Raw genomic sequence first — 17,494 nt, 5'->3', positions numbered from 1 at the left:
TACCCATCATCTAAAAGAGATTTAACCCGGCAGAGCACTGCCTTTTAACGCTATGACAGAACAACAAAAATTAACCTTCAACATGTTGCAGCAACAGCTGGATTCATTGATGCTGCGTGACAGACAGCGTTTTGCCCGCCGCCTGCACGGCGTGAAGAAGGTTAAAAATCCTGATGCACAACAGGCCATTTACCAGGAGATGGCGAAAGAGATTGAGCAGGCAGCCGGTAAAGTTGTGCTGCGTGAAGCGGCGCGTCCGGAAATCAGCTATCCGGAAAACCTGCCCGTCAGCCAGAAAAAACAGGATATTCTGGACGCAATTCGCGATCATCAGGTGGTGATTGTTGCTGGCGAGACCGGCTCGGGGAAAACCACCCAGTTACCCAAAATCTGTATGGAACTGGGGCGCGGGGTAAAAGGGCTGATCGGCCATACCCAACCGCGTCGTCTGGCGGCGCGCACCGTGGCGAACCGTATTGCGGAAGAGCTGCAGACCGAGCCGGGCGGCTGTATTGGTTATAAAGTTCGTTTCAGCGATCATGTCAGTGATAACACCATGGTCAAGCTGATGACGGACGGTATCCTGCTGGCGGAAATCCAGCAGGATCGACTGCTGATGCAGTACGACACCATCATCATCGATGAAGCGCATGAACGCAGTCTGAATATCGACTTTCTGCTCGGCTATCTGAAAGAACTTCTGCCGCGTCGCCCGGATCTAAAAATTATCATCACTTCGGCGACCATCGATCCTGAACGCTTTTCAAAGCATTTCAATAACGCGCCGATTATCGAAGTCTCCGGCCGAACGTATCCGGTGGAAGTGCGCTATCGCCCGATTGTTGAAGATGCAGATGACACCGAGCGTGACCAACTGCAGGCGATTTTTGATGCCGTAGATGAGCTAGGCCGTGAAAGTCAGGGCGACATTCTGATCTTCATGAGCGGCGAACGTGAAATCCGTGATACCGCCGATGCCCTGAATAAACTGGATTTACGCCACACCGAAGTGTTGCCGCTGTATGCGCGTCTTTCAAACAGTGAGCAGAACCGTGTATTCCAGTCGCACAGTGGTCGCCGTATCGTGCTGGCGACCAACGTGGCAGAAACGTCGCTGACCGTTCCGGGAATCAAATACGTCATTGATCCAGGCACCGCGCGTATCAGTCGCTACAGTTACCGCACCAAAGTTCAGCGCTTGCCGATTGAACCGGTGTCGCAGGCTTCTGCCAACCAGCGTAAAGGCCGCTGTGGTCGTGTTTCGGAAGGGATCTGTATTCGTCTGTATTCCGAAGACGATTTCCTGTCGCGTCCGGAGTTTACCGACCCGGAGATCCTGCGTACCAACCTGGCATCCGTTATTTTGCAGATGACCGCGTTGGGGCTGGGCGATATCGCGGCGTTCCCGTTTGTTGAAGCGCCGGATAAGCGCAATATTCAGGACGGTGTACGCCTGCTCGAAGAGCTGGGGGCGATAACCACCGACGAACAGGCAACAGCTTACAAGTTAACGCCGTTGGGCCGTCAGCTGTCGCAACTGCCGGTGGATCCGCGTCTGGCGCGCATGGTGCTGGAAGCGCAAAAACATGGCTGCGTACGTGAGGCGATGATCATTACCTCGGCGCTGTCCATTCAGGATCCGCGCGAGCGTCCAATGGACAAGCAGCAGGCTTCCGACGAGAAGCACCGCCGTTTCCACGACAAAGAGTCTGATTTCCTCGCGTTTGTGAACCTGTGGAACTATCTCGGCGAGCAGCAAAAAGCGTTGTCGTCAAACCAGTTTCGTCGCCAGTGCAAAGTCGACTTTCTGAACTATCTGCGCGTGCGAGAGTGGCAGGATATCTACACACAACTGCGCCAGGTGGTGAAAGAGTTGGGTATTCCGGTTAACAGCGAACCTGCTGAATATCGGGAGATCCACGTCGCGTTGCTGACCGGTTTACTGTCTCATATCGGGATGAAAGATACCGATAAACAGGAGTTTACCGGGGCGCGTAACGCTCGCTTCTCGATCTTCCCGGGGTCAGGTTTATTCAAAAAACCGCCGAAGTGGACGATGGTAGCGGAGTTGGTGGAAACCAGCCGCTTGTGGGGACGCATTGCCGCGCGTATCGATCCTGAATGGGTGGAGCCGGTAGCCCAGCATCTGATCAAACGTTCATACAGTGAGCCGCACTGGGAACGCGCGCAGGGTGCTGTGATGGCGACAGAAAAAGTCACTGTCTACGGCTTACCGATTGTTGCGGCCCGTAAGGTGAATTACAGTCAGATCGATCCTGCGTTATCGCGTGAACTGTTCATTCGTCATGCGCTGGTGGAAGGTGACTGGCAAACGCGCCATGCGTTTTTCCGCGATAACCTGAAACTACGAGCGGAGGTGGAAGAGTTAGAGCACAAATCACGCCGCCGCGACATTCTCGTCGATGACGAAACGATGTTTGAGTTCTACGACCAACGTATCAGCCATGAGGTGGTTTCTGCTCGTCACTTTGATAGCTGGTGGAAAAAGGTCAGCCGTGAAACCCCGGAGTTGCTCAACTTTGAAAAGAGCATGCTCATCAAAGAGGGCGCGGAGAAAATCAGTAAGCTGGATTATCCGAACTTCTGGCATCAGGGTAACCTTAAGCTGCGCCTGAGCTACCAGTTCGAACCCGGAGCCGATGCGGACGGTGTGACCGTACATATTCCACTCCCGCTGCTCAACCAGATCGACGAGAGCGGTTTTGAATGGCAAATTCCAGGGCTGCGCCGCGAACTGGTGATCGCCCTGATTAAGTCGTTACCAAAACCGGTACGACGCAACTTTGTACCCGCACCGAACTATGCGGAAGCGTTTTTAGGCCGCGTCACGCCGCTGGAACTGCCGCTGCTGGACTCGCTGGAGCGTGAACTGCGCCGCATGACCGGCGTCACCGTTGACCGTGAAGACTGGCACTGGGATCAGGTGCCCGATCACCTAAAAATCACCTTCCGGGTGGTGGATGATAAGAACAAGAAGCTGCAGGAAGGGCGTTCGCTACAGGATTTGAAAGATGCGCTGAAGGGCAAAGTTCAGGAAACATTGTCTGCGGTGGCCGATGACGGCATCGAACAGAGTGGATTGCACATCTGGAGCTTCGGCCGGCTTCCGGAAAGTTACGAACAAAAACGCGGTAACTATAAGGTGAAAGCGTGGCCGGCGCTGGTCGATGAGCGTGACAGCGTTGCCATCAAACTGTTTGATAATCCGCTGGAACAACAGCAGGCGATGTGGTGCGGTTTACGCCGCCTGTTGCTGCTGAATATTCCATCGCCAATCAAATATTTGCACGAGAAGCTGCCCAATAAAGCCAAGCTGGGGCTGTACTTTAACCCGTACGGTAAAGTTCTGGATTTGATTGACGACTGTATCTCCTGCGGTGTGGATCAGCTAATTGACGCCAACGGTGGTCCGGTGTGGACCGAAGAAGGCTTTGCGGCGTTGCATGAAAAAGTGCGCGCCGAACTGAACGACACCGTGGTGGAGATTGCCAAACAGGTCGAACAGATCCTGACGGCGGTGTTTAATATCAACAAACGCCTGAAAGGTCGCGTGGATATGACCATGGCGCTGGGGCTTTCGGATATCAAAGCGCAAATGGGCGGGCTGGTCTACCGTGGATTCGTCACCGGCAACGGTTTCAAACGTCTGGGCGATACGCTGCGTTATTTGCAGGCGATTGAAAAACGGTTGGAGAAACTGGCCATCGATCCACACCGCGATCGCGCGCAGATGCTGAAAGTGGACAGCGTGCAGCAGGCCTGGCAGCAGTGGTTCAATAAACTGCCGCCCGCGCGCCGCGAAGATGACGATGTCAAAGAGATCCGCTGGATGATAGAAGAGCTACGCGTCAGCTACTTTGCCCAGCAGCTTGGCACGCCGTATCCGATTTCGGATAAGCGTATCCTGCAGGCAATGGATCAGATTACGGGTTAATGCAGTGCTGGACCGTAGGCCGGATAAGGCGTAGTCGCCATCCGGCATCTGTATCCGGTAAAGCATAAATTCCAGGAGTCATGAACATGAGACAGTTTCCGCCACTTTCCGCTAGCACCCTTGCGGCGATTAACACCGTGGGGCAATGGCTGGCGCAAAATGATTTCGCTGAAAATATTACGGTGCAGACAGATTGCGTGATTCTGGCCGGGAACGCAGTGATCCCGACCATCGATGCAGCCTGTCGGATAGCGAAAGAGCAACAGGTTCCCTTGCTGATTAGCGGCGGTATCGGTCACTCAACGACCTTTCTGTATGCCGCCATCGCAGAGCATCCACGCTACCACACGATTCGTACCACTGGTCGCGCGGAAGCGGCGATCCTTGCCGATATCGCGCACCAGTTCTGGCACATTCCTGGTGAGAAGATTTGGGTAGAGGATCAGTCCACCAACTGTGGGGAGAACGCCCGGTTTAGCTGTGCGTTACTGCGTCAGGCGACCCAAACCATGGGGACCGTCATTGTGGTGCAAGACCCTACCATGCAGCGCCGCACCATGGCGACATTTGAACGCGTCACGCGTGACGACCCTCAGGCCCCACGCTGGATCAGTTTCCCCGGTTTTGTCCCCGAGTTGACTGAGCAGGGCGACGGCGTGGATTTTGCCCCGACCGCCGAAGGTCTGTGGTCGGTGGATCGTTACCTGTCTCTCATTACCGGTGAGCTTCCGCGCCTGCGTGATGATGCAACCGGCTACGGGCCTTGCGGCCGCGATTTTATCGCCCATGTTGATATTCCTCAGGACGTTGAGCAAGCCTGGCTGCAGCTAAAAAATGATACCGCGCTGACCGACTTACTTGAGAGCCGTTCTCTGTAATCCCTTCTGCCCGTTTGTCGGCGTTTTACGGCAAACGGGCAGAAAGCCCACCCGTTTTTTCTCTTCATAATCACTTTGCCAGGCGCTTTTATGAAGCAGTTCACAGAACCGCCACTCCAGCGATAATGCGCCATGCATGATTGATATTAATTAACAATAGTTTTACTTGTTGAAAACAAATCAATCACAGGAGAGCCGCATGTCAGTACCCGTACAACATCCTATGTATATCGATGGGCAGTTTGTGACCTGGCACGATGACGCCTGGATTGATGTCGTCAATCCGGCCACGGAAGAGATTATCTCGCGTATTCCCGATGGGCGTGCCGAAGACGCACGTAAAGCGATCGATGCCGCGGATCGCGCTCAGCCGCAATGGGAAGCGTTGCCTGCCATTGAACGGGCAAACTGGTTACGCAAAATTTCTGCGGGTATCCGCCAGCGAGCCGATGAAATCAGCGCGTTGATTGTGGCGGAAGGTGGAAAAATTCGACAACTGGCTGACGTTGAGGTCGCGTTTACCGCCGACTATATCGATTACATGGCGGAGTGGGCGCGTCGCTATGAAGGTGAGATCCTGCAAAGCGATCGCCCGGGTGAGAATATCCTGCTGTTTAAGCGTGCACTGGGCGTGACGACGGGCATTCTGCCGTGGAACTTCCCGTTTTTCCTGATTGCCCGCAAACTGGCTCCCGCCTTGCTGACGGGGAATACCATAGTCATTAAGCCGAGTGAATTCACACCGAATAACGCCATCGCCTTTGCCAAAATTGTTGATGACATTGGTTTACCGCGCGGGGTCTTTAATCTGGTGCTGGGACGCGGTGAAACGGTCGGTCAGGAGCTGGCCGGAAACCCCAAGGTGGCGATGGTGAGTATGACCGGCAGCGTCGGCGCGGGCGAGAAAATTATGGCCGCAGCGGCCAAAAACATCACTAAAGTTTGTCTGGAGTTGGGTGGTAAAGCTCCGGCTATCGTGATGAACGATGCTGATCTTGAGCTGGCGGTGAAGGCCATTGTTGACTCGCGGGTGATCAATACCGGACAGGTATGCAACTGTGCTGAGCGCGTATACGTTCAGAAAGGTATCTATGACCAGTTCGTTAATCGTTTGGGTGAGGCGATGAAAGCCGTGCAGTTTGGCAATCCGGCCGAATGCAATGACATTGCGATGGGGCCGCTGATTAACGCCGCTGCGCTGGATCGTGTGGAGCAGAAAGTCGCACGAGCGGTGCAGGAAGGGGCCAGAGTGGTGCTGGGCGGTAAGGCTGTTGTCGGCAAAGGTTATTACTACCCGCCGACGTTACTGCTAGACGTGCGCCAGGAGATGGCGATTATGCACGAGGAGACGTTTGGTCCGGTGCTGCCGGTGGTGGCGTTTGATACGCTGGAACAGGCGTTGACAATGGCCAATGACAGCGACTACGGTCTGACCTCATCGATCTATACGCAGAATCTGAATACGGCAATGAAGGCGATTAAGGGGCTGAAGTTTGGCGAAACCTATATTAATCGTGAAAACTTCGAGGCGATGCAGGGCTTCCACGCTGGCTGGCGTAAGTCCGGGATTGGCGGGGCTGATGGTAAACATGGTCTGAACGAATACCTGCAAACGCAAGTGGTGTATCTGCAGTCCTAAGTTTTTCGCCGGGTGAGTCTGTACGCCACCCGGCGCAATCTTCACACTTTAGTGGCTACCCAGTTCATCATCATTTCCGGCCAGATTGCCAGCGGTAACCCTTGCGCATCACGAATACCAAATCCGTGCTTACCGCGTTCAAACAGATGCATTTCGACCGGAACGCCCTGCTCACGTAGCGCATTAAAGAAGACCAGGCTGTTTTCTACCTTCACCGCCGGATCGTCAATGGCGTGTAGCAGGAATGTCGGCGGCGTTGTGCTATCCACGCGTTCTTCCAGAGAATAGTGGCGCAGATCTTCCTTTTCGGGCTTAGCGCCAACCAGCTCAAGACGAGATCCCGGGTGACCGATGTCTTCGCGCAGAGTGACAACCGGGTACACCAGTGCCATAAACGCAGGGCGCGCAGGTTGCTCGTCTACGTTATCTATCGGCGTATAAACCGTTTCGGCAAACCGGGTTCCCAGACTGGCGGCCACGTGACCACCGGAAGAGAAGCCCAACACACCGATACGATCAGGGTTAATTTTCCATTCATGGGCGTTGGCGCGAATGTAGCGTATGGCGCGCTGGGCATCGGCCAGCGGCGCGTTTGCGCCTTCCTCATGGCCATCACCCGGCATGCGGTAGGTCATCACAAACAGGGTATAACCGCGAGCGTTAAAGAACGGTGCCAGTACGCTGCCTTCTTTATCCATCACCACGCGACGATAAGAGCCGCCTGGCGTGACAAGGATCCCTATGCCGTTAGGTTTTACGGGGGCATAAACGGTAATTTCCGGGGCGCGAATACCGGTGACCGCACGATCATACTGAGATGTTCCTGTATGTCGGGGTTCAGGCGTAAACACCGCATCGCTGTTTTTTGCTCCGGGGGCTTCACCCTGCGGCCAGAATGAGACGGTGGTGGCCTTAGCAACGGCTTGCTCCATCATGTTTTCTAACGTTTCACGACTCAGTGCTTCCATTACTATGCTCCCTCAGTGGCAAAGGTTAGCTATAGCACAGTCAGTGAATCGAAAACGGGGAGAGACTCACAACGTATTGAATTCGCGGGAAATGAAAGAGGGCGGAGGCGAGCCTCCGCCAGAACATTAGAGCTTGATAAATTTATCCAGCGTACGAATAAGTTGGGTGACAAAACCGTATTCGTTATCGTACCAGGCGACTGTTTTTACCAGTTGCAGATCGCCCACTTCGGTAATTTCGGTTTGTGTCGCATCAAATACCGAACCGAAATGCGAGCCAATGACATCTGACGAGACGATTTCCTCATCGGTATAACCAAATGACTCATTGTCTTGCGTGGCTTTTTTCAGCGCGTTGTTGACCTCTTCAGCAGTGACTTTTTTCCCCAATACCGATACCAGTTCCGTGACGGATCCTGTTTTCACCGGAACACGCTGGGCGTGGCCTTTTAATTTTCCGCTCAATGCCGGAATGACCAGACCAATGGCTTTGGCGGCTCCGGTGGTATGGGGAATGATATTCTCCGCTGCTGCCCGTGAGGCGCGCAGATCTTTCCCGCGAGGTCCATCAACCAGCGACTGCGTTCCCGTGTAGGCGTGGATGGTGGTCATGGTGCCAAGCTGAATACCGAAGCTGTCGTGCAGGGCTTTCGCCATCGGTGCGAGGCAGTTAGTGGTGCACGATGCGACCGAGATAATCCGATCGTTCGCATCCATTGTATCGTCGTTGACGTTAAAGACGATGGTTTTCATATCGCCAGCCGGGGCGGATATCAGCACTTTTTTGGCCCCTGCATCCAGGTGCGCGTTGGCTTTTTCTGTCGAGGTATAAAAACCGGTGCATTCGATGATTATCTCAGCGCCAGTCGTTTTCCACGGAATATTTTTGGCCTCTTTTTCTGCGTAAACCGCGATTTTTTTACCGTCGACAATCAGCGCGTCTTCGGTAAAGTCGATGCTCCAGGGAAACGGGCCGTAGTTTGAATCGTGCTTTAACAGATAGGCGAGAATTTTGGGCGAAGTGAGGTCATTAATGGCCACAACCTCCACGTTGCTTTTGACTTCCAGTAGTCGACGCAATACCAGACGACCGATACGACCAAAACCGTTAATGCCAATTTTACTCATGGTTTTCTCCTGTCAGGATGAGGCGGTACGACATATTTTCCCTACCAGGCTTAGTCCAGACAGGCATCCTCGGCAATAGCGGTTCTTGCGGTTAAGCGTAAGCGACTGAAAATGGGTGAACAAAAGTTAATGAATTTTTAACAAAAGCCCGTTATGTTGACGCATTATTGTTTTTATTCAGGAAGTGTTATGGGGAATAAGTATTCTGGCCTGCAAATCGGTATTCACTGGCTGGTCTTTTTGTTGGTTATTGTGGCGTACAGCGCCATGGAGTTTCGCGGATTTTTCCCGCGCAGCTATCGCCCCTTGTTCAACATGGTGCACGTCTCCTGCGGTATCACTATTTTAACGCTGATGGTGGCGCGTCTGCTGGTCAGGCTGAAATACCCGGCTCCGCCGATTGTGCCAAAACCGAAGCCGATGATGACCGGAATGGCGCATCTGGGGCATCTGGTTATCTATCTGTTGTTTATTGTCCTGCCGATTATTGGGCTGGTGATGATGTACAACCGGGGTAACCCGTGGATTGCATTCGGCATCGTTATGCCGCATGCGCCAGAGGCGAACTTTGATTTAGTGGATATGCTGAAGTCCTGGCACGTGACGCTGGCAAATCTGGGTTATTTTGTTATTGCTCTGCATGCTGGTGCTGCCCTGATGCATCACTATTTCTGGAAGGACAATACGTTGTTGCGCATGATGCCGCGAAAACGCTCCTGAGGTAATGCCCCGCAAATGTGGGGCATTTTTTTAGCCGATTATTTTTCCAGACATCATAAAAGCTTATCGACAAGATGGTTAAACAACGCTCAATTCGCCACACTTGTCACTTGATCACTGTCTTCATTAAAACTACTGTATATAAATACAGTTACATGAGAGGCAGATTATTATGTTGTTTTTCCAGCCAGTTGAACACCGCGAAATCAAACACTTCCCGCTATTTAGCGATCTCGTGCCCTGCGGTTTTCCCTCTCCTGCGCAGGATTACGTTGAGAAACGTATCGATCTCAACGATCTGTTGGTGCAGCATCCCAGCGCAACCTATTTTGTTAAATCGTCTGGCGACTCCATGATGGGGGCAGGGATCGGTGCTGGCGACTTGCTGGTAGTCGACAGTGCCAGAAAAGCGGCCCACGGAGACATTGTGGTTGCTGCTATTGAAGGCGAATTCACCGTTAAGCGCCTGCAATTGCATCCGGTGGTGATGTTGAAGCCAGAGAACAGCGCCTACGCGCCGATCATGATCGGCAGCGAGGACACGCTGGATATATTTGGCGTGGTGACATTCATCATTAAATCTGCGGGCTGATTATGTTTGCGCTGGTGGATGTTAACTCATTTTATGCCAGCTGTGAGTCGGCATTCCGGCCCGATCTGAAGGGCAAACCCGTTGTCGTTCTTTCAAATAACGATGGCTGTGTCATTGCCAGTAGCGCGGAGGCAAAAGCGCTTGGCGTTAATATGGGCGCACCATATTTCAAACAGAAAGATCTGTTCAGGCGCTATGGCGTGTTCTGTTTTAGTTCGAACTACGAATTGTATGCGGATATGAGCAGCAGGGTGATGTCGATTCTGGAGGAGCTGTCGCCGCGTGTGGAGATGTACAGTATTGATGAAGCCTTTTGCGATTTAACGGGCGTGCGAAACTGCCGGGATCTGACGGATTTTGGTCGGGAAATCAGAGCAACCATTTTACAAAAAACACGCCTCAAGGTTGGGGTCGGTATCGCCCAGACCAAAACCCTGGCCAAGCTGGCTAACCATGCGGCCAAAAAGTGGCAGGAACAGACTGGCGGGGTGGTGGATCTCTCGAATATTGAGCGCCAGCGTAAGCTGATGACTGCGCTCCCGGTTGATGAAGTCTGGGGTGTTGGACGCCGTATCAGTAAAAAACTTGACGCTATGGGCATTAAAACGATCTGCGACCTGGCAGATACCGATATTCGCTTTATCCGCAAACATTTCAACGTTGTGCTTGAGCGCACTGTGCGGGAATTGCGCGGTGAACCTTGCCTGGAGCTGGAGGAGTTTGCGCCAGTTAAGCAGGAAATTATCTGCTCAAGATCGTTTGGTGAAAAACTCACGGATTACAACGCGATGCGAGAGGCAATTTGTACCTATGCTTCACGTGCTGCGGAAAAGCTGCGCAGAGAGCACCAGTTCTGCCGGTTTATCTCTACGTTTATCAAAACCAGCCCATTTTCCCTGAATGAACCGTATTACGGTAACAGCGCATCGATAAAACTGCTGACACCAACCCAGGATAGTCGGGAAATTATAAGGGCGGCCACATGTAGCCTGGACGCAATATGGCGAGAGGGGCTACGTTATCAAAAAGCAGGGGTCATGCTGGGCGATTTTTTTAGCTCAGGTGTTGCACAGTTGAATCTTTTTGATGACAACGCTCCACGGCATAACAGCGATAAGCTGATGGCCGTTCTGGATACGCTCAATGCTGAAAAGGGTAAAGGAACGCTCTATTTTGCCGGACAAGGTATACAACAACCGTGGGCGATGAAGCGAGATATGCTCTCACCGCGTTATACCACGAGATACAGTGATTTGCTGCGGGTTGGATAGGGTTTGTTCATTATTGAATGGAGGGCCTTTTATTCGCCTGATAATCAGGTCTTGCAGCGCCGCAGTATATCACTGGGCCATTGAGAGAATAAGACCGCTGAATAACAGCGGCCTTATTGCTTTTATTTAGACTCTAATTCCGGTGCTTTTTCTTCATTAAGTTCAACCTCACGATACCAGCGAGGATGGTGTTTCTTCGCCCAGCGTCGACTCACTTTCCCTTCGATCATCCCTTTAATTGAACCTTTTACCCAAAACGCCATGTACATATGGATCAGAATGGCGTGGATCAGCACAATGGCTGCTGTCGCGTGGATTAACAAACTCCAACGAACAATGTTAATTGAGAAATAATGGGCAAAGTAGGGCCTCCAGATAATAACGCCGGTAATCAGTAATACCAGAATTAGACTCATGATGCTCCAGAACATCATTTTCTGCCCTGCGTTGTATTTCCCCACATCAGCGACTTTATGCTCATTGCCTTTAAGTACCTCAACGATCCCTTTAATCCAGGGAAGGTCCTGTTTATCGGGAATGTTGTGGTGTACAAAACGGACGAACATAAACATCAGCACGATGAAAATCATCACCCCGAAAAACGGATGTAGAATTCGCCCCATTTGCGGTGTACCGAAAGTTTCGGTGAGCCATTGCAACGTCGGGAAGAACAGCGCAATACCGGAAAGCGACACCAGGAAGAAGCTTATTACCACCGTCCAGTGACAAGCACGGTCGATGAATTTGGTGCGCAGAATCATTTTGCTTTTACTCATGACCGTTCTCCTCTTCATCATCATCCGTCTCTTTGTTTGGGCCGACTCCCACGTAGTGGTAAATCAGCCCGGCAAAGGTGGCGATAAATCCGGCGGCGGAGAGTGGTTTTAAAATCCCCTTCCAGAGGTTCACTGGTGCGGCGATTTTTGGCTCATCCGGCAGATTGTGGTACAGCGATGGTTGATCCGCGTGATGAAGTACATACATCACGTGGGTGCCGCCGACCCCTTGTGGGTTGTAGATGCCCGCATTGGCATAGCCGCGTTTTTTCAACTGCGCCACGCGAGTTTCCGCTACATTGAGCATCTCTTTTTTGGTGCCAAACTGGATAGCGCCGGTCGGACAAGTTTTCACGCAGGCCGGTTCCTGGCCCACGCTGACCCGGTCAACACACAGCGTACATTTGTAGACCCGGTTATCTTCGGGATTAAGTCGCGGAATATTGAACGGGCAGCCAGCAATGCAGTAGCCACAGCCAATACAGTGCTCGGACTGAAAGTCGACAATCCCGTTGGCATACTGAATGATTGCTCCAGCGGATGGACAGGCTTTCAAACAGCCGGGATCGGCGCAGTGCATGCAGCCGTCTTTGCGGATCAGCCATTCCAGCTTGTCGTTCTGGGTGGTTTCGCTAAAGCGCATCACCGTCCAGGACTTAGCGCTGAGATCGGTCGGGTTGTCGTAGACGCCGTTGCAGTAGCCCACTTCATCGCGAATATCGTTCCACTCTGAGCAGGCGACCTGACAGCCTTTACAGCCAATACAGGTAGTGACATCAATTAATTTTGCCACTTCTGCACGGTAATCCCGCGCCTGGGGCGGCGGCGTGATGCTGTTCGTCGCCGAGCGTTTAATAATATCTTGTGATTGCATAGCCATGAGTTCCCTTCCTTACGCTCGCTCGATGTTGACCAGAAACGCTTTATACTCCGGTGTTTGCGAGTTCGCGTCACCCACCGATGGCGTTAACGTATTGGCGAGGAACCCTTTGCGTGTGGCGCCTTCAAAGCCCCAGTGACAAGGGATACCGATAGTATCGACTTGCTTACCATCGATCGTCAGCGTTTGCAGACGTTTGGTGACCACCGCCTTCGCTTTGATAAAGCCGCGTTTCGACATCACTTTCACCGTATCACCTGCCGCAATGCCTTTTTTGCTCGCCAGCGCCTCACCGATTTCGATGAATTGATCGGGTTGAGCAATGGCGTTGAGCAGTGCATGTTTGGTCCAGTGGCGGAACAGTTCGGTAATGGAGTAAGTTGTGGCGACGTACGGGAAGGCATCCGCTTTACCCATATTGGCGATATCGTCATGGTAGATACGCGCAACCGGGCTGGATACAACATCCGGGTGCAGCGGGTTGGTACCAATAGGCGACTCAATGGGTTCGTAATGTTCCGGGAATGGCCCGTCGTTCATTTTGTCGATGGAGAACAGACGCGCTACGCCTTCCGGATTCATGATAAACGGACCAACGTTGCTGCCCGGTGCGGCCTGGCCGTAGTCGGCTACGTCCATACCGGCCCATTTTTTGCCATTCCAATGCAGCAGGGTTCGTTTGGGATCCCACGGTTTTCCTGATGGATCGGCCGAAGCGCGATTGTAGAGAATACGGCGGTTGGCAGGCCATGACCACGCCCAGCCCGGTGTGCAGCCCAGACCATACGGATCGCTGTTGTCGCGATTGGCCATCTGGTTGCCTTGTTCTGTCCAGCTTCCGCAGTAGACCCAGCAGAAACTGCTGGTCGAGCCGTCATCGCGCAACTGTGCAAAGCTGCTGAGCTGCTGGCCTTTTTTGGCTATAAGCTGGCCTTTGTCATCATAAAGGTCTTCAAGCGCCTGGCCATTTGCTTCACGCGCAATCTCTTCTGGGTGTGGGTCGTAGGGATCTTTATAATTCCAGGCAATATTCAACAAGGGTTGCGGATTCGCTCCACCTTCCTGTTGATACAACTCGCGCAGCCGCATAAACAGGCGACCAAGGATCTTCCCGTCATGTAAGGCTTCACCTGGTGGTTCTGCCGCAGCCCAGTGCCACTGCAACCAACGCCCTGAGTTAGCGATTGAACCATTTTCTTCAGCAAAGCAGGAAGAGGGCAGACGGAAAACTTCGGTCTGAATATCTGCCGGGTTTACATCGTTCATCTCGCCATGATTTTGCCAAAAATTGGACGACTCAGTGACCAGCGGATCGATAACCACCATATATTTCAGTTTTGAAAGCGCGCGAGTTGATTTGTTTTTATCTGGAAACGCCGCCAGCGGATTGAAGCCCTGAACGATGTAACCATTAATCTTCCCTTCGAGCATCAATTCAGCCTGGGTCATTACGTCATACAGGCGATCCCATTTAGGTAGCCAGTCGTAGCCCCAGTTATTTTCCACTGTTGCATTGTCGCCCCAGAAACTTTTCATCATGCTAACAAAGAACTTCGGCGTATTTTGCCAGTAATTGACCTCATTCACGCCTAGCGCAGGCGGCGTGATTTGCGAAATATAGGTCTGGTAGTCTGGCTGTTTTTCCGACGGCAGCGGCATATAGCCCGGCAGGTTCGTCGACAACAAGCCAAGATCGGTATAGCCCTGAATATTGGAGTGGCCACGTAAGGCGTTAACGCCACCGCCCGCCATGCCTATATTGCCCAGTAGCAACTGGAGCATAGCGGCGGCGCGGATAATCTGTGCCCCGGCGGAGTGGTGTGTCCAACCCAACGCATACAGAATAGTAGCGGTGCGGTCAGGCACGCTGGTGCTGGCGAGAATTTCGCAGATACGATTGAAATCTGCCACTGAGGTCCCACACAACCGGTTAACCATTTCTGGCGTATAGCGGTCGACGTGGGCTTTCAGCAAATTCCACACGCAGCGTGGATGAGACAATGTTTCATCACGCAGGGCATTACCCTGTTCGTCAAGCTGATAGAACCAGCTCGATTTATCGTACTGGCGTTTTTTGTCGTCATAGCCGCTGAACAAGCCGTCGTCGAACTGATAGTCATCGCGGATAATCAGGCTGGCGTTGGTGTAATGGCGCACATAGTCGTGCTGCACCTGGTTGTTTTCGAGCAGATAACGGATTACACCGAGCAGGAATGCGGTGTCGGAACCCGCGCGTATTGGCGCATACAGATCGGCGACGGCGGCGCTACGGTTAAAACGCGGGTCGACTACCACCACGGTGGCGTCGTTTTTAGTTTGCGCTTCGACTACCCATTTAAAGCCTACCGGATGTGCCTCAGCGGCATTACCGCCCATAATAAGCACTACGTTGGCATTTTTAATATCGACCCAGTTGTTGGTCATCGCACCACGTCCAAACGTTGGTGCAAGAGCAGCAACCGTGGGGCCATGACATAACCGTGCTTGACAGTCGATAGCGACCATACCTAGTCCGCGAGCAAATTTACCGTCGAGGATCCCGGTTTCATTACTTGCCGCTGAGGAGCATAGCATGCCCGTGGTGGACCATCGGTTGACGGTAACGCCCTGGGCATTTTTCTCAATAAAGTTGGCATCGCGGTCATCTTTCATAAGTCGGGCAATACGATTAATCGCATCATCCCAGCTAATACGCTGCCATTTATCCGAACCCGGTGCGCGATATTCGGGATACTGCAGACGGGTTTCACTATGAATATAATCCAGCACGCCAGCGCCTTTAGGGCACAACGATCCACGGCTCACCGGATGATCCGGATCGCCCTCAATATGGTAGATACTTTCTTTGACGTTTTTGGCTGTATCGCCAAGGCTGTACATCAGCATGCCGCAGCCTACTGAGCAGTACGTACAGTTATTACGTGTCTCTTTTGCTTTTAAGAGTTTGTATTGACGGGTTTCCGCGTGAACGGAAAAAGATGATAAGAATCCGAGAGATGCAACAGTTGTTCCTGCCATACCGCCCGCGCAGATTCGAAAGAACTGCCTCCGGCTGAGCTCCATTTTTTTCTCCAGCTTAAACTTAAGACATGAAAAAGTATGGTTATTGTAAGGTTAAATTGTTTTATAAACCATTAACTTTTAGTGGTTATTGACGTGGGAGCATATTAATGCTGTAAGCCTGGGGTATGGATTGGTAAAAATTGATCATGTCAGGTTGGTTGCCGATACGTACGGTGAACTGAATCTTTTTGACGACAACCTAACGCCGCGGCGTAACAGCGATAAACTGATGGAGGTATCTGGGAAAAGGGTAAAGGAACGCTCTGCTTTGCCGGACAAGGGATACAGCAACCGTGGGCGATGAAGAGAGACATGCTTTCACCACGTTATACAATCAGTTGCTGCAAGTAGTTTGATAGCCAAACTGAAAAACAAGGAGTTCATTCCACTCAACCGAACTTATCCATAGTCTATATTTTGACCTATCCAGACGATCTAACAAAAATTATAGATTCCTGAACATATAGGCATATAAATAACAAGGTTATAAAGGTCGTGATTTCTACAACACAGGACCTCTGGATATGATGGATAAACTATACCAATATGTTTCAACGAAAGAAAACGTGGGAATAAATCTTTGTCGCATTTCTATTGCCATTGTATTTATGTGGATAGGATTGTTGAAGTTCATTCCCTATGAAGCAGATAGCATCGTTCCTTTTGTAGCTAATAGCCCATTTATGTCTTTCTTTTATAACGATCCGAGTAATTATACTCAGTTTATGAACCATGAGGGCGAATTAATAGAGGCTAACCGCGCATGGCATCATGCGAATAATACTTATGGGTACTCTACCGGACTTGGTATTGTTGAAGTCATTTTTTCATTATTAATCCTTGCTCATTATGTATCACCAAAAATCGGTTTTTGGGGGGCGACACTTGCCTTCTTAACTCCTTTTGTCACTCTGACATTCCTGATATTTACACCAGAAACATGGGTAAGTGGCCAGGATTCTCACACCGGGTTTCCCTATCTTTCTGGCGCCGGGCGACTGGTCTTAAAAGACACGATAATGATGGCTGCGGGTCTTATTGCGATGGTGCATTCTGCCAAATGTATCCTTGCACAGAATCAGCACGAGAGAGATTACACCGGCAAAGTATCCGCTGGTCTTAGATAGCTTTCCAGACTATCGTTAAATTAAGGATGTTGTGATGCTTCGGTCTCTAAAAAATATATTTATTACAGCTGCACTGTATCTGCTTATGACGGTAACCAGTCATGCTGCCAACACCGGGAATACTATGATCAAAACGTATAGTACTTATAATTACCAGCAGACCAGAGAGCATCTCATTGCTGCCATTGAGAGTAATAATCTTGTTTTTTTTGGAGAATTTGATCATGCGAAAGAGGCTAAAAATGCTGGACTAACCATGTTACCCACAACCGTCATTATTTTTGGCAATCCTAAAGGTGGCACATCATTAATGCAGGCATATCCTGATATGGCGCTCGATCTTCCCTTTAGAGTATTGATTCGGGAAGAGTCGGATGGACGTGTAGTCGTTGGATATCATCCGGTTGAGATATTACAGACTTATGGACCAGATACTGCGGCAATTCAACCCTTAAAAAATCTGGAAAAATTAGTTCAGAAAGCCATTCAGTGACCTG

The 17,494-nt window shown here is 51.4% G+C and carries 13 protein-coding genes and 1 pseudogene; 9 read left to right on the top strand and 5 right to left on the bottom strand.

From position 1 onward, the window contains the following. Positions 1–52: 52 nt before the first annotated feature. The 3 genes from hrpA (at position 53) to aldA (ending at position 6,472) form a co-directional block, all read left to right on the top strand. On the top strand, positions 53–3,955 hold the full coding sequence (gene hrpA, locus WN16_RS16015) for an ATP-dependent RNA helicase HrpA (protein WP_044700087.1): 3,903 nt from the start codon (positions 53–55) through the stop codon (positions 3,953–3,955). A gap of 80 nt (positions 3,956–4,035) precedes the next feature. Then, positions 4,036–4,833 carry a YdcF family protein gene (locus WN16_RS16010; RefSeq protein WP_170864055.1) on the top strand — a complete coding sequence of 266 codons (798 nt, stop codon included), beginning with the start codon at positions 4,036–4,038 and terminating at the stop codon, positions 4,831–4,833. Positions 4,834–5,032: 199 nt separating this feature from the next. Next, positions 5,033–6,472, top strand: a complete 1,440-nt coding sequence (aldA, locus tag WN16_RS16005; protein ID WP_032935657.1) for an aldehyde dehydrogenase — start codon at positions 5,033–5,035, stop codon at positions 6,470–6,472. Positions 6,473–6,513: 41 nt separating this feature from the next. Here the strand turns inward: aldA and WN16_RS16000 are convergent, their stop codons facing one another. Both WN16_RS16000 and gap read right to left on the bottom strand, forming a co-directional pair. Beyond that, positions 6,514–7,440 (bottom strand): alpha/beta hydrolase, encoded by a 927-nt coding sequence (locus WN16_RS16000; protein WP_044700086.1) that lies wholly within the window; start codon positions 7,438–7,440, stop codon positions 6,514–6,516. 126 nt (positions 7,441–7,566) lie between these two features. Then, positions 7,567–8,568: a type I glyceraldehyde-3-phosphate dehydrogenase gene (gene gap / locus WN16_RS15995; RefSeq protein ID WP_003020325.1), complete on the bottom strand. Its 1,002-nt coding sequence runs from the start codon at positions 8,566–8,568 to the stop codon at positions 7,567–7,569. 189 nt (positions 8,569–8,757) lie between these two features. On the opposite strand from gap, the gene cybB reads away from it, so the two are divergent. The 3 genes from cybB to WN16_RS15980 all read left to right on the top strand — a co-directional run bounded on the left by cybB (position 8,758) and on the right by WN16_RS15980 (position 11,151). Further along, the gene (gene cybB, locus WN16_RS15990) at positions 8,758–9,288 is read left to right on the top strand and encodes a cytochrome b561 (protein ID WP_044700084.1); all 531 of its coding nucleotides are present in this window, start codon (positions 8,758–8,760) and stop codon (positions 9,286–9,288) included. A 172-nt stretch (positions 9,289–9,460) separates the two neighbouring features. Further along, positions 9,461–9,880, top strand: coding sequence for a translesion error-prone DNA polymerase V autoproteolytic subunit (locus WN16_RS15985; protein WP_003020321.1), 420 nt, complete (start codon positions 9,461–9,463; stop codon positions 9,878–9,880). Positions 9,881–9,882: 2 nt separating this feature from the next. Beyond that, positions 9,883–11,151 (top strand): Y-family DNA polymerase, encoded by a 1,269-nt coding sequence (locus WN16_RS15980; protein ID WP_047715763.1) that lies wholly within the window; start codon positions 9,883–9,885, stop codon positions 11,149–11,151. A gap of 122 nt (positions 11,152–11,273) precedes the next feature. Here WN16_RS15980 and fdnI read toward each other — a convergent pair whose 3' ends face one another. The 3 genes from fdnI to fdnG are packed head-to-tail and all read right to left on the bottom strand — an operon-like array spanning position 11,274 to position 15,870. Further along, a complete protein-coding gene (gene fdnI, locus WN16_RS15975; RefSeq protein WP_003843753.1) occupies positions 11,274–11,927 on the bottom strand; it encodes a formate dehydrogenase-N subunit gamma in 654 nt (217 codons plus the stop codon). Beyond that, a complete protein-coding gene (gene fdxH, locus WN16_RS15970; RefSeq protein ID WP_003020306.1) occupies positions 11,920–12,807 on the bottom strand; it encodes a formate dehydrogenase subunit beta in 888 nt (295 codons plus the stop codon). Before fdxH ends, fdnI begins: the two co-directional genes overlap by 8 nt. Before the next feature lie 12 nt (positions 12,808–12,819). After that, positions 12,820–15,870 (bottom strand): formate dehydrogenase-N subunit alpha, encoded by a 3,051-nt coding sequence (gene fdnG, locus WN16_RS15965; RefSeq protein WP_016150294.1) that lies wholly within the window; start codon positions 15,868–15,870, stop codon positions 12,820–12,822. 175 nt (positions 15,871–16,045) lie between these two features. Here fdnG and WN16_RS15960 point away from each other — a divergent pair. The 3 genes and pseudogenes from WN16_RS15960 to WN16_RS15950 form a co-directional block, all read left to right on the top strand. Beyond that, positions 16,046–16,221, top strand: a pseudogene (locus tag WN16_RS15960) (DUF4113 domain-containing protein); the annotation flags it as partial. A 176-nt stretch (positions 16,222–16,397) separates the two neighbouring features. Continuing rightward, positions 16,398–16,997: a reactive chlorine resistance membrane protein RclC gene (gene rclC / locus WN16_RS15955; RefSeq protein ID WP_032939118.1), complete on the top strand. Its 600-nt coding sequence runs from the start codon at positions 16,398–16,400 to the stop codon at positions 16,995–16,997. 34 nt (positions 16,998–17,031) lie between these two features. Further along, a complete protein-coding gene (locus tag WN16_RS15950; RefSeq protein ID WP_008322331.1) occupies positions 17,032–17,490 on the top strand; it encodes a DUF302 domain-containing protein in 459 nt (152 codons plus the stop codon). The last annotated feature ends 4 nt before the right edge of the window (positions 17,491–17,494 follow it).

Origin of the sequence: Citrobacter sp. ABFQG (assembly GCF_004322975.1) — a bacterium.
Classification (GTDB): Bacteria; Pseudomonadota; Gammaproteobacteria; order Enterobacterales; family Enterobacteriaceae; genus Citrobacter; species Citrobacter freundii.
The sequence above is the reverse complement of the archived record's forward strand: the minus strand, read 5'-3'. Positions and strand labels throughout refer to the sequence as shown.